The sequence below is a fragment of the Pseudomonas sp. NPDC089396 genome, from assembly GCF_044749545.1.
In the GTDB taxonomy this organism is placed as follows: Bacteria; Pseudomonadota; Gammaproteobacteria; order Pseudomonadales; family Pseudomonadaceae; genus Aquipseudomonas.
In genome coordinates this window covers 121202-138196 of the sequence record NZ_JBIVIC010000012.1, presented here as the reverse complement: position 1 = coordinate 138196, position 16995 = coordinate 121202, and the positions used below count along the sequence as shown (strand labels likewise).

Annotated in this window: 21 protein-coding genes, 1 tRNA gene and 1 pseudogene; 11 read left to right on the top strand and 12 right to left on the bottom strand. The window is 62.0% G+C overall.

Annotated features, from left to right (window positions below; genetic code table 11):
- Positions 1-479 precede the first annotated feature (479 nt).
- Positions 480-893 carry a DoxX family protein gene (locus tag ACIPZB_RS21080; RefSeq protein ID WP_400642471.1) on the top strand — a complete coding sequence of 138 codons (414 nt, stop codon included), beginning with the start codon at positions 480-482 and terminating at the stop codon, positions 891-893.
- 1 nt (position 894) lies between these two features.
- Here the strand turns inward: ACIPZB_RS21080 and ACIPZB_RS21075 are convergent, their stop codons facing one another.
- The gene (locus tag ACIPZB_RS21075; RefSeq protein ID WP_008089345.1) at positions 895-1083 is read right to left on the bottom strand and encodes a hypothetical protein; all 189 of its coding nucleotides are present in this window, start codon (positions 1081-1083) and stop codon (positions 895-897) included.
- A 205-nt stretch (positions 1084-1288) separates the two neighbouring features.
- Positions 1289-1435 carry a hypothetical protein gene (locus ACIPZB_RS21070; RefSeq protein ID WP_400642470.1) on the bottom strand — a complete coding sequence of 49 codons (147 nt, stop codon included), beginning with the start codon at positions 1433-1435 and terminating at the stop codon, positions 1289-1291.
- A 20-nt stretch (positions 1436-1455) separates the two neighbouring features.
- On the opposite strand from ACIPZB_RS21070, the gene ACIPZB_RS21065 reads away from it, so the two are divergent.
- From ACIPZB_RS21065 to ACIPZB_RS21055, 3 genes are all read left to right on the top strand, one after another.
- Positions 1456-2166 (top strand): LexA family protein, encoded by a 711-nt coding sequence (locus tag ACIPZB_RS21065; RefSeq protein ID WP_400642469.1) that lies wholly within the window; start codon positions 1456-1458, stop codon positions 2164-2166.
- 170 nt (positions 2167-2336) lie between these two features.
- Positions 2337-2585, top strand: a complete 249-nt coding sequence (locus ACIPZB_RS21060) for a DUF1654 domain-containing protein (RefSeq protein WP_400642468.1) — start codon at positions 2337-2339, stop codon at positions 2583-2585.
- Positions 2586-2824: 239 nt separating this feature from the next.
- Positions 2825-3499: a polysaccharide lyase family 7 protein gene (locus tag ACIPZB_RS21055; protein WP_400642467.1), complete on the top strand. Its 675-nt coding sequence runs from the start codon at positions 2825-2827 to the stop codon at positions 3497-3499.
- Positions 3500-3607: 108 nt separating this feature from the next.
- Here the strand turns inward: ACIPZB_RS21055 and ACIPZB_RS21050 are convergent, their stop codons facing one another.
- From ACIPZB_RS21050 to ACIPZB_RS21040, 3 genes and pseudogenes are all read right to left on the bottom strand, one after another.
- Positions 3608-3811: a PLD nuclease N-terminal domain-containing protein gene (locus ACIPZB_RS21050; protein ID WP_400642466.1), complete on the bottom strand. Its 204-nt coding sequence runs from the start codon at positions 3809-3811 to the stop codon at positions 3608-3610.
- A 184-nt stretch (positions 3812-3995) separates the two neighbouring features.
- Positions 3996-4070 (bottom strand) — tRNA-OTHER (locus ACIPZB_RS21045).
- Positions 4071-4277: 207 nt separating this feature from the next.
- Positions 4278-4558 (bottom strand): annotated as a pseudogene (locus tag ACIPZB_RS21040) (hypothetical protein).
- Here ACIPZB_RS21040 and ACIPZB_RS21035 point away from each other — a divergent pair.
- Positions 4466-4687: a hypothetical protein gene (locus tag ACIPZB_RS21035; protein ID WP_400642465.1), complete on the top strand. Its 222-nt coding sequence runs from the start codon at positions 4466-4468 to the stop codon at positions 4685-4687. The pseudogene ACIPZB_RS21040 and the gene ACIPZB_RS21035 overlap by 93 nt on opposite strands.
- A 78-nt stretch (positions 4688-4765) precedes the next feature.
- Positions 4766-5002, top strand: coding sequence for a hypothetical protein (locus ACIPZB_RS21030; RefSeq protein ID WP_400642464.1), 237 nt, complete (start codon positions 4766-4768; stop codon positions 5000-5002).
- A 139-nt stretch (positions 5003-5141) separates the two neighbouring features.
- Here the strand turns inward: ACIPZB_RS21030 and ACIPZB_RS21025 are convergent, their stop codons facing one another.
- Entirely contained in the window at positions 5142-6029 is an 888-nt protein-coding gene (locus ACIPZB_RS21025) for a LysR substrate-binding domain-containing protein (protein ID WP_400642463.1), read from the bottom strand.
- A gap of 178 nt (positions 6030-6207) precedes the next feature.
- Between ACIPZB_RS21025 and hcaE the strand changes: the two genes are divergently transcribed.
- The 5 genes from hcaE (at position 6208) to hcaD (ending at position 10554) form a co-directional block, all read left to right on the top strand.
- Positions 6208-7563, top strand: a complete 1356-nt coding sequence (gene hcaE, locus ACIPZB_RS21020) for a 3-phenylpropionate/cinnamic acid dioxygenase subunit alpha (protein ID WP_400642462.1) — start codon at positions 6208-6210, stop codon at positions 7561-7563.
- Positions 7560-8120: a 3-phenylpropionate/cinnamic acid dioxygenase subunit beta gene (hcaF, locus tag ACIPZB_RS21015; protein ID WP_400642461.1), complete on the top strand. Its 561-nt coding sequence runs from the start codon at positions 7560-7562 to the stop codon at positions 8118-8120. The genes hcaE and hcaF overlap by 4 nt, the downstream gene beginning before the upstream one ends.
- A gap of 87 nt (positions 8121-8207) precedes the next feature.
- On the top strand, positions 8208-8528 hold the full coding sequence (gene hcaC / locus ACIPZB_RS21010; protein WP_400642460.1) for a 3-phenylpropionate/cinnamic acid dioxygenase ferredoxin subunit: 321 nt from the start codon (positions 8208-8210) through the stop codon (positions 8526-8528).
- The gene (hcaB, locus tag ACIPZB_RS21005) at positions 8525-9340 is read left to right on the top strand and encodes a 3-phenylpropionate-dihydrodiol/cinnamic acid-dihydrodiol dehydrogenase (protein WP_400642459.1); all 816 of its coding nucleotides are present in this window, start codon (positions 8525-8527) and stop codon (positions 9338-9340) included. Before hcaC ends, hcaB begins: the two co-directional genes overlap by 4 nt.
- Positions 9337-10554: a 3-phenylpropionate/cinnamic acid dioxygenase ferredoxin--NAD(+) reductase subunit gene (hcaD, locus tag ACIPZB_RS21000; RefSeq protein ID WP_400642458.1), complete on the top strand. Its 1218-nt coding sequence runs from the start codon at positions 9337-9339 to the stop codon at positions 10552-10554. Before hcaB ends, hcaD begins: the two co-directional genes overlap by 4 nt.
- Before the next feature lie 33 nt (positions 10555-10587).
- On the opposite strand, the gene ACIPZB_RS20995 is transcribed toward hcaD, so the two are convergent.
- The 6 genes from ACIPZB_RS20995 to ACIPZB_RS20970 form a co-directional block, all read right to left on the bottom strand.
- Positions 10588-11859 carry an OprD family porin gene (locus ACIPZB_RS20995; RefSeq protein ID WP_400642497.1) on the bottom strand — a complete coding sequence of 424 codons (1272 nt, stop codon included), beginning with the start codon at positions 11857-11859 and terminating at the stop codon, positions 10588-10590.
- Between the two features lie 82 nt (positions 11860-11941).
- Entirely contained in the window at positions 11942-13123 is a 1182-nt protein-coding gene (mhpT, locus tag ACIPZB_RS20990; RefSeq protein WP_400642457.1) for a 3-(3-hydroxy-phenyl)propionate transporter MhpT, read from the bottom strand.
- Positions 13124-13372: 249 nt separating this feature from the next.
- Entirely contained in the window at positions 13373-14380 is a 1008-nt protein-coding gene (gene mhpE, locus ACIPZB_RS20985; protein ID WP_400642456.1) for a 4-hydroxy-2-oxovalerate aldolase, read from the bottom strand.
- Positions 14377-15309 (bottom strand): acetaldehyde dehydrogenase (acetylating), encoded by a 933-nt coding sequence (locus ACIPZB_RS20980; protein ID WP_400642455.1) that lies wholly within the window; start codon positions 15307-15309, stop codon positions 14377-14379. Before ACIPZB_RS20980 ends, mhpE begins: the two co-directional genes overlap by 4 nt.
- Positions 15310-15320: 11 nt before the next feature.
- Complete coding sequence (gene mhpD / locus ACIPZB_RS20975; RefSeq protein ID WP_400642454.1) at positions 15321-16115, bottom strand: 2-keto-4-pentenoate hydratase; 795 nt, start codon at positions 16113-16115, stop codon at positions 15321-15323.
- A 15-nt stretch (positions 16116-16130) separates the two neighbouring features.
- On the bottom strand, positions 16131-16994 hold the full coding sequence (locus ACIPZB_RS20970; protein ID WP_400642453.1) for an alpha/beta fold hydrolase: 864 nt from the start codon (positions 16992-16994) through the stop codon (positions 16131-16133).
- Position 16995 lies beyond the last annotated feature (1 nt).

Sequence of the window (16995 nt, the reverse complement as noted above, 5' to 3'; positions counted from 1 at the left end):
GCAATACCAGGCCGTCAGCGCCACATTCCCACTGATCTGTCTCTCGTGCCTAAGCTATGTGGGCCTTCACATGCCTTGAGGCTGCCTAAAAAACGATCAATGCATCCGACCCGATAGCTTGGTAGCTCTTGGTAGCTGGCTTGGTAGCTGCGCCGGCAGCCCTACTCAGCTCCCAACAGCTCTGCTCAGCTCTCACAAGCCCTCGACAGCGGTGCAATACTCACCTCAAAGCCTTGATTCTCAAAGCTTTTAAGCTCAAGTAAGCCGAGCTCAGCTCTCGTAAGCTCTCAACAGCTCTCGTAAGCCGAATGATGGGTAGAATGACTTAAAATCTGTCGGCGTGAGCCTTGCGGGTTCGAGTCCCGCCACTCGCACCATTTTTCGATGAAGGCGCCCTGGTGGCGCCTTTTTCATGTCCGCCGGAAAATCGTCGCGCGCCTGCTAGAGTGGAACGTGTCTACGTCCACTGGAACGCCACCATGCGCTACTCCCTGTTCGATGGCCAACGCGACATCATCATCCTCATCGCCCGTGTGCTGCTGATGATCCTGTTCATCGTTTCCGGCTGGGCCAAGCTCACCGGCTTCGAAGGCACGGTCGGCTACATGACCTCACTGGGCGCCCCTGCCCCCATGGTGGCTGCAGCGGTTGCCGTGATCATGGAGTTCTTCGTCGGCATCGTGCTGATCCTGGGCTTCTACACACGACCACTGGCCTTCCTGTTCGCGTTGTTCGTGCTGGGTACGGCGCTGCTTGGCCATCCCTTCTGGAACATGGTCGACCCGGAACGTGCCGCCAACCTGACCCAGTTCCTGAAAAACCTGAGCATCGTCGGCGGCTTGTTGCTGTTGGCGGTGAGTGGCCCTGGACGGTACTCGCTGGACGGGCGCTGAATCAGTCGTCCGGGTCGTCATGCCAGGCTGGATGATCATCTTCGTCATCGAGGTCATCCAGCGCTTCGTCTTCCTCCACCTCATCCTCGGCGCCCTGGGCATCCGCCTCCGGCTCCAGGTCGTCATAGAGGAATTCGTGATCGAGCAGGTGATCGTGCTCAGGCTCGTGCAGGTCGTCTTCGTCGTGCATGGCGGCTCCAGGGAAATTGGCACGCCTGTATAGGCGCATCGTTGGCCAGGGTCAATGGCCTACGTTTAATGTCGCGTTAACCGATAGGGCTCACGCTACACGCTCTCCCCTTCAACGTCGCTTGCCCGCCTTACTGGCGGGCTTTTTTTCATCCGAAGGAATCCCGTGCCCTGAGGGTGACTGTTTCAAGCTTGTAATAAGCCCTTCACGAACTCACGACAAGCACACGGGCACACTGGCCCTGCTCTCCAACGTTCTTTTTATCCGCCACCTGCTGGCGGATTTTTTTTGCCTGAAGTTTTTTCACCTGGCTAACAGCAGGGTGAGGAGACTCACGCTGAACGGTGTTCATCGATACCTAACGTTAGGGTCATGGCAAAAACATGTCACTTGAACGCTTATAACGTGTGTTTTAACCTTGCAGCCATGAACAAAGCCCCCGAAATGCTCAAAGACCGCATCCTTGAAAGGCGCACCGCCCTGGGCATGAGCCAGCAGCAGCTGGCAGACAAGGCAGGCGTCAGCCAGGTGACCATCCAGCACCTCGAGAGCGGGAGAAATGCCACGTCGAAGAAGCTGCTGGAAATCGCCAGAGCCCTGGGGGTAACGGCTGAGTGGCTGGCCTCAGGGAACGGTCAGCCGCGCGCGGAAAGCAACGTTGCGGGGACTGATGTACCCCCCGAGTCGTTCCGCTACCCGGTTATCAGTTGGGTTGCCGCAGGGGCGTGGGCTGAGGCAGTCGAACCCTTCCCGCCTGGGTTTTCCGATCGGTACGAGATGTCCGATTACAACTCCAAGGGCGCTGCCTTCTGGCTCGAAGTGAAAGGGGACTCCATGACCTCGCCAGTCGGGACCAGCATCACGGAAGGAATGCTTATCCTGGTGGACACCGAAGCCGAGGCCTACCCAGGCAAACTGGTCATTGCAAAACTGGCAGACAGCAACGAAGCGACCTTCAAAAAGCTGGTGGAGGACGGCGGCAGGCGATTCCTGAAGCCTTTGAACCCTGCGTATCCGATGGAAATGTGCATGGAAGGTTGTCGTATCGTCGGGGTCGTGGTCAGAGCCATGATCAAGCTGTAACCCCCTCCCCCTCCAGGAAGCCCGGCCTCATACGCCGGGCTTTTTTCGTCCGATGAAAAATGAATGCTCGAAAAGTTTACCTGTAAGCGATGTTTACACAGGCGCGCCGCTTGATAGTTTCCTACATAACGGATAACTGTATATGCGTACAGTAAATGGAGTTTTCGCACATGCTGCCCCTCACTTTCTCACATTCACCTTCTCGCTCCTTCGAGCGCCTCGGATACCGCATACAGCTGGCAATCGCATCGCCGCATGTCCAGAAGCGGCAATTCATCGAGGTGGTACCGAACCCCGACGAGACGCTCGATGACTGGCAGCGGCTGCTTGCCGATCTGGAAGATACGCAGGGCGTACGGATTGAGCGCCTGTCCTCCGGGCGCATCCGCATAGGCTGGCGCGACTTCACGGAGGCTTGATTGATGCCCGCATCTCGCGGGCATTTTTTGGCCTGATTTATAACTTGAGTTATTGACAGGCTAAAAACTCAAGTTATGATTAGGCCAATAACACAGGTTATTACCTAGAGCGACGAATCACCGCTGATGCAACGCCACCGCCCTGTCGCCAGTAGCGAGGCCGGGAGAACGATGCGGAGCACGCATCTCATCAAGGCACAGTCCGCCACCTCGATAATCTCTATCAGGAGACTCACCCCATGACCGTAAACATCGACGACCTCACGATTACGACCCCCGTACCCACTTCATCCACCAATCCCGTCGCCCTGGAGCTCAGCGGGGCCGAGGCCATCGCGCAGCTTCCAGGCATCGTGACCGTGCAGGCCGATGGGTCCATTCAATTTACAGCACCCACCAAGGGGGCTTCGAGCAAGAGCACTCATCGCACGCGGTGTGAATGGAAAGAGCCGGTGTACTGGTCGCTGGCGAGCGCCGATGAACACATCAACTTGCAGGAGATGACGCTAACCAAGGTCAACTCCGCTCAGAAGGTCGTCATCTCGCAATTGCACGTGAAGGACGACGACAGCCCGCCCGTGAAAGTCCTCTGGAGCAAAGGGAACATCACCCTGGGGTTTCGCAAGACATTCAACCAGCCGGACCCGGTGAACACGACGCTGCTCAAAGGTGTGCCACTCGGAGCGAAATTCAAGGTAACCATCCGAGTACTTGCCTCGGGCGCCTTGACTGTCACCGCCGAGTGCAATGGCCATGCCGCGTCGTCGGGCCGGCTGGAGATGGATAGCTCGTGGCGATCATCAGTGCTGAATTTCCACGGTGGTGTGTACAACCAGATCGACTACACCAGCGCCACTGCGGCTGACGATGGCTCGATCTGCATCATCAGCAAACTCTCGCTGAGCCACGGCTAGGGCCCGCCATAAAGAAAAACCCCGCAGACGTTAGTCTGCGGGGTTTTCGAATGGTGAAGACCGAGGGTATTTCCTCTGACCAGCTTCAGCTTCCTCGAGCCGCTTTGATCAGTGGGATGAGCCAAGACGACTGTTGCCGCGAGGGCCGGCCAACGCCCATATGATCAGGCCAATCACTGGAAGAAATGCAACAAGCGCTACCCAGAGTACTTTCTTCAGGGTTTCGCTATTGCTTCTCACCACATTGATGATCGCCCAGATGTCCAGGACAAAAATGGCGAAGGCGATCAAGTTGTATAAGAAAGAGCCCATGGACACACTCCAGCATTAATGAGATTGCCGGTCAGAATAGCAAAGTTATTGGGAAACCCTGGCTCGCCCAGATCAGCTTATCTTGTCCATTACTCAGCAATCAGCGTGAGATGAGGAAATGATCGGCTTTTTCAACGCGCAAAGAAAAACTCTGCAGACGTTAATCTGCGGGGCTTTCAAGTAGTGGAGGCCGAGGCCGGAATCGAACCGGCGCATACGGATTTGCAATCCGATCCAAGAATGACCCTTTCACCCGGCCTGGACGAGAAAATCAGTTCCAAAACGAAACAAGAGTTGCTCGCCTGCAGCCCGCACTCTACAAGGTCGCCATTCGAGTTTTGGAACCGATTTTCGGCTAATTTTTCCACCTTCCAGTAATGCTGCAGTAGCGTAATAAATCGACCTCAGACCGCCCCAGCAACAACCTATTCCTCGACACTGTGTAATTTGCATTGGCGAGTTTGGCCTAGTTTCGCCCAGTAAAACCGAGAAGCCTCAGCAACGTTTTGGACAACCCTTCCACCCTGCTGACGTACATCCGAGGCTGGGCCATTCCGTAGACCTTTGCGTCGTGAAGGCGCGGAATGATGTCTGGGCCGAGAACACCCCTGTCCGTGTCGCGACTCGGCCGAGAGGCTCACTGTGGTGGTCGCCGTGGATACCAGCCCGCAGAGGCTGACTCTTCCTGAAGCGATCGGAGGAGATGACCAGGCCGTTCTCGCGATGGAGAGCGCGCTGGCCCGGCAGGCTCGTTCGATCGCCTCCCTGTCGACTTTGTTGCTCATGTTGGTCTGCGCACCACGAAACGGCGCACTCTCGGTGGATGACTATTCGGCCAACAGAGATGGCGAAATACTGCGCAATCGTTTCTCTTAATGCCGTTCATCATGAACCACCCCAATGCAAACATTGGCGAGGCTAATACTTAGCTCTCTGCCTGGGGAGGCACGAAACATGCAAAGAAGATTCGTTATCGTTCCAGCCGTACCAATCGAGAAAGAGTCGTTCCAGTCAGGATCTCGCTTCTATGCCAACACCATATCTGGGGGCTTCGACGTCTACGACAACCAGGAGAAACTGCGACTCAAGCCAAGCTATCCGACCAGGACACTGGCAGAGGCTGCCTGCGCAACCATGAACGAGAGTTGCCGAAATCCTGACGAGCTATTCATCCCAATGAGAACTTGCTGAAGCTTCACAAAACGGCGCGCCTCCATTTGTGGCGCGCTATTTTGTTTGGAACACATGCCCGCGCCGGGCAACCGCGTACAGAACATGTACTACATCACTTCAATCAACTCGGTATCGGTCTCGCCCGGCCCAAGGCCGGTCAGTCATGCAAGCCGCGCACTAACTCAAGCAGATGTCGAGCCGCAGGTGAGATGGCGCTGGCTTCGCTAACGCTCACCACCAGTAATTCACTTGTAGGTGCGTCATCGGGAAGGTGCCTAGAAATGACATTTTTGGGCTTGAAGTTTTCAGCATAGGCTGGCAACAAGGTATAGCCCAAGCCAGCTGCCACCAGGTTGATGCTCATCAGCGGATTGGACGACGGATAGACATGCCCGACCGTCACGCCGTGGCGCACCAGGTAATGCGCCAGCGCATCGTGAATCGAGCGCCCATAACCGGGATCGATGTTGATGGCAGGTAGGTTGTCCAGGTGGGTGGGCAACACACAATCAACTGTGGCTAGGCTGTGCCCTTGCGGCAGGAACACCCTGAACGCCTCAACCAGCACCACTTCACTGCGCAGGTTGGCTGCATGCACAGGGCCGCGCATGAAGCCCAGATCGATTTCGCCACGTAACAAAGCCACCTCTTGCTCTTCGGAGGTCAGGCTGCGCAGGACGATATCCACTTCGGGAAAGGACACGCGAAATACCGGCAGCACGCTGGGGAAAATCCGCACTTCGGCGGCGGCCACAAAGCCGATGGTGATGCACTCCTGCGCCTGAGATGCCGCCTTTGCGGCGCGCGCCACGGCCGCCTCCACCTGGGTGAGGATCTGTCGGGCTTCGTCAAGGAACACCACACCGGCAGCCGTCAGTTCGACCTTGCGCCGTGTCCGGGTAAGCAGCGCAAAACCGATTTCCAGCTCCAGGTTGCGTATCTGCTCGCTCAGTGATGGCTGCGAGGTATACAAGCGACCTGCTGCGCGAGTGAAGTTCAGCTCTTCCGCCACGGCGACGAAATAGCGCAGATGCCGCAGTTCCACTTGAACCTCCCAAGGACGAGCGCAACGCCAAAACCATTGATAGGTTTAACCGATCGATAGATCCAAAGAAAGTATTTTTTGATTCGGGCCAGGTCCCCTAGATTTAGCGCATCTGTTGGCGCCAACAGCACATTCGACAATAAACGCACCCTCCTTGTGAGCGGTGAGGAGAATAAGAGTGGCTATCACCCCAGAACAGATCGAGGCGTTGGTTGACGCCCGCAATGGCCGTATCAGCCCTGCCATCTACACCGACCCGCAGATCTACGAGCTGGAGCTCGAACGCATCTTCGGCCGTACCTGGCTGTTCCTTTGCCATGTCAGCCAGATCCCCAAGCCTGGCGACTTCTTCAATACCTACATGGGCGAAGACCCTATCGTGGTCGTGCGTCAGAGAGACCGTTCGATCAATGCCTTCCTCAACCAATGCCGCCATCGCTCGATGCGCGTTTCCTACGCCGACTCGGGCAACACCAAGGCGTTCACCTGCCCCTACCACGGCTGGAGCTACGGCACCGATGGCGAGTTGATCGATGTGCCGCAGCAGCCGCGTGCCTATCCGCAGGGCCTGTGCAAGAAGAAATGGGGCCTGCAGCCAGTGACCCGTGTACGCGAGTACAAGGGCCTGGTGTTCGGCAACTGGGATGCCGATGCCCCGGAGCTCGAAGACTACATGGGCGATATTGCCTGGTACCTGGATGGCGTCCTCGACCGCCGCGAAGGCGGTACGGAAATCATCGGTGGCGTGCAGAAGTGGACGATCGACTGCAACTGGAAACTCCCCGCCGAGCAGTTCGCCTCCGACCAATACCACGCGCTCTATTCACACGCCTCGGCCGTGCAGGTGCTGGGGCAGGCGCCTGGCGACAGCGATAAGGCCCTCGGCTCCGGCCAAACCGCGCGCCCAGTATGGGAAACCGCCAAGGACGCGGTCCAGTATGGCCAGCGGGGCCATGGCAGCGGTTTCTTCTTCACCGAAAAACCTGATGCCAACGTCTGGGTCGACGGCGAAGTCTCGCGTTACTTCCGTGACACCTTCGAAGAGGCCAAGGCGCGCCTGGGCGAGATCCGTGCGCTGCGCCTGGCGGGCCACAACAACATGTTCCCGACGCTGAGCTGGCTCAATGGCACCGCAACCATTCGCGTGTGGCACCCACGCGGGCCGAACCAGGTCGAAGTCTGGAACTTCTGCATCGCCGATGCTGCCGCTCCGGATGAGGTCAAGGCCGCCTTCGAGCGCAGCGAAACCCGGGCATTCGGCCCGGCCGGTTTCCTCGAACAAGACGACTCGGAAAACTGGACCGAAATCCAGAAGGTGCTGCGCGGCAAGCGTGCTCGAAACGCTACTTTGTGCATGGAAATGGGCCTCGGCAACGAGAAGGTGCGCGAGGACATGCCCGGCATCACCAACTACATCTTCAGCGAAACCGCGGCGCGTGGCTTGTACCAGTATTGGGCGGACCTGCTGTTGTCACCGTCCTGGGACGAAGTGACCCGCCGCACTGAAGCCTATGAGCAGGAGTTGGTGAAATGAACAGCGCCATGATCCACGACCCGCTCGCGCCCAGCCTGCAACCGGTGGTCGATGCCCAGACGCACCACGAAATTGCCGACTTCATTTTCCAGGAAGCCGAGCTGCTGGACGACTGGCGCTTTCGCGACTGGCTGAGCGTCGTTGCCCAGGACATCAACTACAGCATGCGCACCGGCGCCAACGCACAAACCCGTGACCGGCGGCGCAAGGTCGGCCCACCCACCACCTGGATCTTCAACGATAACTGGCACCAGCTAGAGCGGCGCATCGCGCGCCTGGAGACCGGCATGGCCTGGGCGGAAGAACCACCCAGCCGGACTCGGCACTTCGTCAGCAACCTGCGCATCCGCCCGACCGAAGACGGCCATGGTTTCGAGGTACGCAGCAACTACCTGCTGCACCGTTCGCAGAAAGAAAAAGACAACGTGAGCTACTACGGCATGCGCATCGACCGCCTGCGCCGGGTCGATAACAGCTTCGGCTTCGAGATCTATCACCGCGACATCGCCCTCGACCAGGTCGTGATCACCTCGCACAACCTCAGCGTGCTGTTCTGAAGCGCGGGGCCGCTCTGCGGCCCGCAAAATGCCAACTGACTGGCGTTGGCCCGCAACCCAGTCCCCCAAGAATATCGGTACTCCCCAATGACCACTATCAGCGTCTGTGAAACCCACGCGCTCGCCGATGGCGAAGCCGTGAAAGTACAAGCCCCCGATCGCCTGATCGCCGTATTCAACGTCGGTGGCGAGTTCTACGCCCTGGACGACCGTTGCAGCCACGGTAACGCCTCCATGTCCGAAGGCTACGTCGAAGACGACGCCACCGTAGAATGCCCCCTGCATGCCGCGCGCTTCTGCCTCAAGAGCGGTGCGGCGCTATGCCAGCCCGCCACCGAGCCGCTGTGCACCTACCCGGTCAGCGTCATCGACGACATGATCCATGTGCTGTTGGAGGAAGCGGCATGAGCGGATGGCTGCAGGATGAAGTAGTACTGATCACCGGCGGCGGCTCGGGCCTGGGCCTGGCGCTGGTCGAGCGCTTCCTGGCCGAAGGAGCGAAGCTCGCCGTGCTGGAGCGCTGCGCGGAAAAATGCGCGATGTTGCGGGAGCGCTTCGCCGGTGAAGTGGTGGTGACCGAGGGCGATGTGTGCAGCAGCGCGGACAACCACCGCGCGGTGGACGCCGCCGTGGCACGTTTTGCCAGGCTCGACTGCTTCGTCGGCAACGCGGGCGTGTGGGACCACGGCGTACGCCTGCTCGACACCGACGCGGACAAACTCGCGCAGGGCTTCGACGAGCTGTTCGCGATCAACGTCAAGGGCTACCTGCTGGGTGCCAAGGCCGCCGCCGCCGAGCTGGTCAAGTCATGCGGCAACATGATCTTCACCTTGAGCAATTCGGCGTTCTACCCCGAGGGTGGCGGCCCCCTGTACACCGCCAGCAAGCATGCGGCGGTCGGGCTGATCCGTGAACTGGCCTTCGAGCTGGCGCCAAAGGTACGAGTCAACGGCGTCGGCCCCTGCGGCATGAACACCGACCTACGCGGCCCAACCGCACTGGGCCAGCAGGACACCCGCATCATGGATTCGCGCTCGCCGGACGCGATCAAGGCGATCTTGCCGCTGCAATTCTTCCCGGATGCCAGCGAGTTCACCGGGCCTTTCGTGCTGCTGGCCTCGCGTCAGAACAACCAGACCTTGAGCGGTGTGATGATCAACGCCGACGCCGGGCTGGGCATCCGCGGCATTCGCAACGTCGCCGGAGGGCTCGCGCTATGACCGCCGGTGTCGTGATCATCGGCGCCGGCCAGGCTGGCGCCAACGCGGCGATGGCCTTGCGCCGCCAGGGCCATGCCGGGCCTATCGTGCTGGTCGGCGATGAAGCGCATGCGCCTTACGAGCGCCCGCCGCTGTCCAAGGAGGCGTTGCTGCAACCGGACCAGGCCAAGCTGGCCCTGTATACCCCAGAGCAGTTCGCCGAACAGCGTATCGCGCTGAAGCTTGGCGTGCGTGCCACCGCCATCGACAGCCAGGCAAGCACCGTCACGCTGGCCAATGGCGAGGTCCTGGTCTACGACAAGCTGCTGTTGGCCATCGGCGCGCAACCTCGGCGCCTGCCCATGCTGGATGCCCTGGGTGACCGAGCACATGCACTGCGCACCGTCGAGGACGCGCAACGCATCAAGGCCCAGGCACAGGTCGGCAAGCGGGCCATCCTGGTCGGTGCCGGGGTGATCGGGCTGGAGCTTGCTTCCAGCTTGACCGATCTGGGGCTGCAGGTGGACGTCGTCGACCCGGCACGGCGCGCCATGCTACGCAACGCGCCAGAACTGATCGGCCGCTTTTTGCAGGACACCCATGAGGCCCGTGACGTCCGCTTCCACTTCGGTACCGGCGTCCGTGCTGCCGAGCGCAGCGGCGACCAGGTATCGCTTACCCTGGAAAACGGCACGCAACTGCAAGGTGACCTGCTGGTCTATGGTATCGGCGTGAGCGTGGACGACACGCTGGCCAAGGCGGCCGGCCTGCGCACCGAGCAGGGTGCGATCGTGGTCGATGAGCACTGCCGCACCTCGCAGCCACATATCTACGCGGCTGGCGACGCGGTGCTGCAGATCGACGCCGACGGCCAACGTCGACGCATCGAAAGCTGGGAAAACGCCAACCTGCAAGCCACGGCGGCAGTCTGCGGTATGCTCGGCCAAAGCCTTTTAGCGTACCCGGTGCCTTGGTTCTGGACCGACCAGTGTGGCTACAACGTACAATTCGCCGGCGACATGGCCGCACCGCAGTGGTTGTTGCGCGGCGAACCCGGCAGGGCGCCGTTCGTGGCGTTCGGCCTGGACGACGGCGCCATCGTCGGTGCGGTCACGGTCAATGCCGGCAAGGATATGCGCCCGGCGAAAGAACTGATCGCCAGGCGCGCGCGGGTGGATCAAGCCACACTCTGCGACCCTGGCATCGCCCTGCGCCAGTTGGCCAAGGCGTCCTGAAACAGGACGCCCTGCCAGGGCTAACCCCAAGGGTCACCAGAGTCGAACGGTGTAGTCCACGTTGACCCTCAGCTCGTTATCATCCCGGTGCGACGCACCGGGCAGGAAGTCGTTGCGATACCAGGCGTGGCGCAGGCGCAGCGCCACGCCCTTGAACGTGCCCTGCTGCACGGTGTACGACAGCTCCACGTCCTTCTCGCTCTCGCTCAGCCCACCGCCGCCGAAACGCGCCAGTTCGATGTTGTCGCCGCGCACATAGCGCAGCATGCCTTTGAGCCCCGGCACGCCGAACGGGGCAAAGTCCTGGTCGAACTTGACCTGCCAGCTGCGCTCCTTGGGGTTGATGAACTCGGAGCTGAGCGTACCCTCGGTGATCACCAGCGGTTCGGTGCCGTACAGGTAGGGCATCGCGGTGTCGCCATCCAACTGCATGTAGCCCACGCCCAGGCTGTGGCTGGCCCAGGCGTAGGTGAGCATCAGCGCGGTGTTGCGATTGTCGACCGGGCCGGCCTTGGCGGCACCGTCCTCGCCAGTGACGAACAGGCGGAAATCGCTCTTCAGGCGGCCCGGCCCCAGCTTGCGGTCGTCGACGAAGCCGAAGTAGTCCTTGCGGTACAACTGGTCCAGCTCGGCGTGGTAGTAGCGCAGGGTCAAGGCATCGGACCAGGCGTAGTCACCACCGAGGAAGGTGAAGCGGTCGGAGGTGGCGGCGCCATTGAAGCGGCCATTGGGCCCTGCGATGCTCATCTTCTGGTAGTCGGTGGAGTCGCGCAGGTTGATGCGGTCGAGCCAGCCCGCATGCAGGCTTAACCGATCAATATCGCTGGAACGCACGTAGGCGCCGCGAAACGTCTGTGGCAGCAGCCGGGTCGGGCTGGCGAATGCGATCGGCAGGAAGGTGCTGATGGTGCCGCCTTGCAATTCGGTGCGCGAGATGCGCATTTTGCCGGTCAGGCCCAGCTCGGAATAGTTGTCGGCCGGCTCGCGGGTGGCCGGGTCGAAGGGCAGCAGCCCGGTGCCGGCACGGTCAGGCGAGGAATCGAGCTTGACGCCGAGCATGCCCTTGGCATCCAGGCCGAAGCCGATCGGCCCTTCGGTGAAACCGGAGGTGACATTGAGGATGAAGCCCTGGGCCCATTCGCGGGCGGCCGCCTGCGGGGTCGGGCCCAGGTAGTTGCGGTCGAAGTAGTAGTTGCGCAGCACCATCTCGGCATGGCTGTCGTCGACGAAGCCAGCGGCATGGGACAGGTTGGCGCAGAGCAGGCTGGCAGTCAGGGCCAGGCAGGTTTTCGGGGCCTTGTGCATGGTCACTTCACTTTCTTGTAGTTGTAATGAGCCCTGCCGCTAGCGCAGCAGGGAGCAAAGCAAGGTTGAACAGCGCTTGGGGTCAGGCTGGGCGGCGACCGATCAGGCGGAACAGCGCCACGGCGGCAATCACCACCCCCGGTGCCGAGGCCAGCAGCACCCCGGCAGAACCCGCACCGAGGGCGAGCATCTGGCCGGCCACCAAGGGCCCGCTCATGGCCCCCAGGCGCCCGACCGCCACGGCCGCGCCTACGCCGGTGGCACGCACGCGCGCAGGGTAGAAGTACGGCGCCAGGGCATACAGAACACCTTGCCCGCCAGTGGCGAAGAAACCGGCGAAGAAGCCGGCGACGAGCATCCCCGGCAAGGCGTTGGCCAGCCCCAGGCCCGCCAGCGCAGCGAGGATCCCCAGGTACACCAGGGCTGTCGTGGCCCCAGCAGGCAGGCGCTCGAGCACCTGGCCGAGGATCAAGGTGCCGATGGCCGCACCGATCTGCAGGGCGAACATCACCCAGCTGGCGTCATGGCTGCTGAAACCCTGGCCAACCAACAGGCTCGGCAGCCAGTTGATCAGGATGTACACCACCATCAGGGTGAAGAAGTAGCTCAGCCACAGCAGCCAGGTCGCGCTTTGCCCGAACAGCTCGCGCCCCAGGCTGGGCGCATCCTCGGCCTGGGCGGTAGCGCGGAACTGGCCGGACTCGGGCAGGTACAGCGCCAGCAGCGGCAGGACCAGCAGCGGCCCGACGCCGCCAACATGGAACACCCGCTGCCACTCGCCGCTGTAGCCGGCGATGCCGATGCCGGCGGCCAGTGCCGCGCCCAGCGGCACACCGCAGTACATCAGGCTGACCGCACTACCGCGCAAGCGCTCGCCAGCGGCTTCGCTGGTGAGAGCGATCAGGTTGGGCAGCGCGGCGCCAAGCCCCACGCCGGTGAACAGGCGGGCCAGCAGCAGGCTGGGCAGGCTCCAGGCGTGGGCGGTGGCCAGGGAGAACAGGCCGAACAGCGCCACCGAGCCGATCAGGATGCGCTTGCGACCGAAACGGTCGGCCAACCAACCACCGACCAGGGCACCGGGCAGCAGGCCGAGGATGCCGGCGCTGAAGACCCAGCCCATTTGCAGCTTGTCCAGGCCAAAGGCAGTGGCCATGCCTGGGGCGGCAATGCCGGCGGCTTGCAGGTCAAGGCCTTCGAGCAGGGCGACGAGGAAACACAGGCCGATGGTGACGGCCACGCGAGGCACGTTATTGGTAGAAGTCATGAAGTCACCCATTTTGTTTTTGTGCTGGGTTGGTTTTTACAAAGGGGTCCACACACCCCTATCGCCGGCAAGCCGGCTCCCACAGGTACTGCGCAGTACCTGTGGGAGCGGGTTTACCCGCGAACACCGGCGCAGCCGGTGCCATGCACCGTGTTGGATTCTTCGCGGCTAAAGCCGCCCCCACAGGAAACGCGGACTGCTTGCGAACTCAGTTCTCTGCGCGACAGCGCAACCCGAAGGGTTGGGGGATCAGCGCTTGAGCAGGTCCAGCGCCACGTCCACGATCATGTCTTCCTGACCACCGACCATGCGGCGCTTGCCCAGCTCGACGAGGATATCCACCGCCTTGATGCCATACCTGGCAGCGGCGACCTCGGCATGCCGCAGGAAGCTGGAGTAGACCCCGGCATAACCCAGCGCCAGCGTTTCACGGTCCACCCGCACCGGGCGGTCCTGCAGCGGGCGCACCAGGTCGTCGGCGGCATCCATCAACGCATACAGGTCGGTGCCATGGTTCCAGCCGAGCTTGTCGGCGGCGGCGATGAACACTTCCAGCGGGGCGTTGCCGGCACCGGCGCCCATGCCGGCGAGGCTGGCGTCGATGCGGTCGCAACCCTCCTCCACCGCGGCGATGGAGTTGGCCACGCCCAGGCTGAGGTTGTGGTGGGCATGAATACCGGTGTGGGTGGCCGGGTCGAGCACGGCTTTCACCGCGCGAAAACGCGCACGGATGTCGTCCATGTTCATCGCACCGCCGGAGTCGACCACGTAGATGCAGGTGGCGCCGTAGCCTTCCATCAACTTGGCCTGTTGCGCCAGCCCTTCGGGCGTCTGCATGTGGCTCATCATCAGGAAGCCCACAGTGTCCATGCCCAGCTCGCGGGCATATTCGATGTGCTGGCGCGACACATCCGCCTCGGTGCAGTGGGTGGCCACGCGGACAACACGGGCGCCAGCATCGTAGGCGTTCTTGAGGTCGTGGATGGTGCCGATCCCTGGCAGCAGCAGCGTGGCGATCTTGGCGTAGCTGACCGCGTCGGCGGCTGCTTCGATCCATTCGAGGTCGGTGTGGGCACCGAAACCGTAGTTGAAGCTGGAACCCTGCAGGCCGTCGCCGTGGGCGACTTCGATGGAGTCGACCTTGGCCTTGTCCAGGGCGCTGGCGATGGCGTGCACGTCGTCCAGCGAATACTGGTGGCGGATGGCGTGCATGCCGTCGCGCAGGGTCACGTCGGAAATATAGAGTTTCTTGCTCATGCCGAAGCCCCCATTGCTTGCGCCATGCGCTCGGCGGTGGCCAGCGCGGCGGAGGTCATGATGTCGAGATTGCCGGCGTAGGCCGGCAGGTAGTGGGCAGCGCCTTCTACTTCGAGGAACACCGAGGTCTTGAGGCCGGTGAAAGTCCCCTGCCCTGGCAACTTGAGGTCGCGCACTTCTTCGAACTGCACCTGCTGCTTGAGGCGGTAGCCCGGCACGTAGGCCTGCACGGCGGCGGCCATTTCCTCGATGCTGGCCGCCACCTGCTGCTGGTCGGCGGCCTCGCTCAGCACGTACACCGTGTCGCGCATCATCAGGGGTGGCTCGGCGGGATTCATGATGATGATCGCCTTGCCCCTGGTCGCGCCGCCGATCACTTCGATGGCCTTGCTGGTGGTCTCGGTAAATTCGTCGATGTTGGCGCGGGTACCGGGGCCTGCGGACTTCGAAGCGATCGAGGCAACAATCTCGGCGTAGTGCACCTTGGCTACACGCGATACTGCCGCGACCATGGGGATGGTGGCCTGTCCACCGCAGGTGACCATATTGACGTTGGTCGCCTGCAAGTGCTGCTCCAGGTTGACCACCGGCACGCAGTACGGGCCGATGGCTGCCGGGGTCAGGTCGATCACGCGCAGGTCGGCCTTGTGCTGGCGCAGGAAGGCGTCGTTCTTCACATGGGCACCGGCGCTGGTAGCGTCGAAGACGAAATCGATGTCCTGGAACACCGGCAGGCGGGTCAGGCCTTCCACCCCTTCGTGGGTGATGGCCACGCCCATGCGGGCAGCGCGGGCCAGGCCATCGGACGCCGGGTCGATACCGACCATCGCGGCCATTTCCAGGTGCTTGGCGTTGCGCAGGATCTTGATCATCAGGTCGGTGCCGATGTTGCCGGAACCAATGATGGCGACTTTGCGTTTCTGGCTCATGGGGGTCTCCGTCACTCGCCGCTGAAGGTCACTCCGACACGGCCCAGGCCGTCGATTTCGGCTTCGAAATGGTCGCCCAGCGCCACCGCCACCATCGGCCCGAGGGCACCGGTGAGGATGATGTCGCCGGCACGCAGTGGTTCGCCCAGGCGGGCCATGGTGCGAGCCAACCACACCGCGGCATTGAGCGGGTGGCCGAGGCATTCGGCGCCGCTGCCGGTGGACACCCGTTCACCGTTGCGGGTCATGCGCATGGCTGCGCCGCGCAGGTCGAGGTCGTGCAGTTGGCGGGCCGGGCCGCCGAGCACGAAGCAGCCACTGGAGGCGTTGTCGGCCACGGTATCGGCGAAACGGATGTTCCAGTCCTGCACGCGGCTGCCGACGATCTCCAGCGCCGGCAGTACATGGCCGGTGGCCGCGATCACATCCGCGAAGGTGGTCTGGGCACTGGGCAGTTCATGGGCCAGCACCAGGGCGATCTCGGCCTCGATCTTCGGCTGCATGACGCTGGCGTACGGCACGCTTTCGTTGTCGCCATAGCACATGTCGGCGAACAGGCAGCCGAAGTCCGGCTGGTCGACGCCCAACTGGGCCTGCACCTTGGGGTTGGTCAGGCCGATCTTGCGGCCTACCAGGCGCCGGCCTTCGGCCAGGGCGTGGGCGATGTTCAGTCGCTGGATGGCGTAGGCCGCCTCGGCGTTTTCCGCGCCGATGGCGTCGCGCAACGGGGCGATGGCCTCACCCTGCTGTTGGGCACGGCGCAGGTCGGCAGCCAGGCGCTCGAGGGTTTGCGAATCGATGGTCATGAGGTGTACCTCAAATCAGTGCTGGAGGAAGTCCAGTACCAGGCGGTTGAAGGTGTCGGCGTGTTCCCACTGCGCCCAGTGGCCACAGTTGTTGAACACATGCAGCTCGGAATTGGCGATACCGGCGATCAGGCGCAGGCCGACATCCATCGGCACGAAGCGGTCGTTGCGGCCCCAGATCACCAGGGTCTTGGCCTTGATTTCGCCCAGGCGCGCGCTGAAGTCGGGGAATTGCTTGGGGTTGGCGGCCAGGCTGGCGACGAAGTTTTCCAGGTGGTCGCGGCGGCTGAGCATATTGTCCAGGCGGGTTTGGAACAGTTCTTCGGTGAGGTCGCTCGGGTCATAAACGAAGACGTTCATCATCTTCTTCAGGTTGTCGATGGTCGGCTCGCGGTATAGGCCGTTGAGCAGCTTGATGCCCTCGGTGGGCATCGGCACGAACGGGCTGGCGCCACCGGTACCACCGCCCATCAGCACCAGTTTGCCGACGCGCTCGGGGTAGCTCAGGGTGAAGGCCACGGCACTGTGGCCACCCATGGAGTTGCCGAGGATGTGCACACGCTCCAGGCCCAGCACATCGAGCAGGCCCTTGAGCGCGGTGGCATTGAGGTCCGAGCGCGAACCACTGTTGATGATCGGGTCGCTCTTGCTCCAGCCCGGGCAGTCCATCAGCACCACGCGGTAACCGGCGGCCAGCAATGGCTCGAGGTTACGGCTGAAGTTGGCCCAGCCACTGGCACCCGGGCCGGAACCGTGCAGCATGACCACGGTCTCGGCGCCTTCGCCGAGGTCGTTGTAGTGCACTTGCAGGTCGAGGTCGCCTTCGCGGATACGGGCAAAACGGCTGCTGGCGGCTTCACTGAGAGAGATGTTGGTCATG

Bases quoted from the DNA above. Each gene is read 5' to 3' on its own strand.
- mhpE (WP_400642456.1), bottom strand. From the start codon at position 14,380: ATGAGCAAGAAACTCTATATTTCCGACGTGACCCTGCGCGACGGCATG.
- ACIPZB_RS21030 (WP_400642464.1), top strand. From the start codon at position 4,766: ATGCAAAGAAGATTCGTTATCGTTCCAGCCGTACCAATCGAGAAAGAG.
- ACIPZB_RS20995 (WP_400642497.1), bottom strand. From the start codon at position 11,859: ATGCACAAGGCCCCGAAAACCTGCCTGGCCCTGACTGCCAGCCTGCTC.
- hcaF (WP_400642461.1), top strand. From the start codon at position 7,560: ATGAACAGCGCCATGATCCACGACCCGCTCGCGCCCAGCCTGCAACCG.
- ACIPZB_RS21070 (WP_400642470.1), bottom strand. From the start codon at position 1,435: ATGAACACCGTTCAGCGTGAGTCTCCTCACCCTGCTGTTAGCCAGGTG.
- ACIPZB_RS20970 (WP_400642453.1), bottom strand. From the start codon at position 16,994: ATGACCAACATCTCTCTCAGTGAAGCCGCCAGCAGCCGTTTTGCCCGT.
- ACIPZB_RS20980 (WP_400642455.1), bottom strand. From the start codon at position 15,309: ATGAGCCAGAAACGCAAAGTCGCCATCATTGGTTCCGGCAACATCGGC.
- mhpD (WP_400642454.1), bottom strand. From the start codon at position 16,115: ATGACCATCGATTCGCAAACCCTCGAGCGCCTGGCTGCCGACCTGCGC.
- mhpT (WP_400642457.1), bottom strand. From the start codon at position 13,123: ATGACTTCTACCAATAACGTGCCTCGCGTGGCCGTCACCATCGGCCTG.
- hcaD (WP_400642458.1), top strand. From the start codon at position 9,337: ATGACCGCCGGTGTCGTGATCATCGGCGCCGGCCAGGCTGGCGCCAAC.
- hcaC (WP_400642460.1), top strand. From the start codon at position 8,208: ATGACCACTATCAGCGTCTGTGAAACCCACGCGCTCGCCGATGGCGAA.
- ACIPZB_RS21055 (WP_400642467.1), top strand. From the start codon at position 2,825: ATGACCGTAAACATCGACGACCTCACGATTACGACCCCCGTACCCACT.
- hcaB (WP_400642459.1), top strand. From the start codon at position 8,525: ATGAGCGGATGGCTGCAGGATGAAGTAGTACTGATCACCGGCGGCGGC.
- ACIPZB_RS21075 (WP_008089345.1), bottom strand. From the start codon at position 1,083: ATGCACGACGAAGACGACCTGCACGAGCCTGAGCACGATCACCTGCTC.
- ACIPZB_RS21080 (WP_400642471.1), top strand. From the start codon at position 480: ATGCGCTACTCCCTGTTCGATGGCCAACGCGACATCATCATCCTCATC.
- ACIPZB_RS21060 (WP_400642468.1), top strand. From the start codon at position 2,337: ATGCTGCCCCTCACTTTCTCACATTCACCTTCTCGCTCCTTCGAGCGC.
- ACIPZB_RS21065 (WP_400642469.1), top strand. From the start codon at position 1,456: ATGGCAAAAACATGTCACTTGAACGCTTATAACGTGTGTTTTAACCTT.
- ACIPZB_RS21050 (WP_400642466.1), bottom strand. From the start codon at position 3,811: ATGGGCTCTTTCTTATACAACTTGATCGCCTTCGCCATTTTTGTCCTG.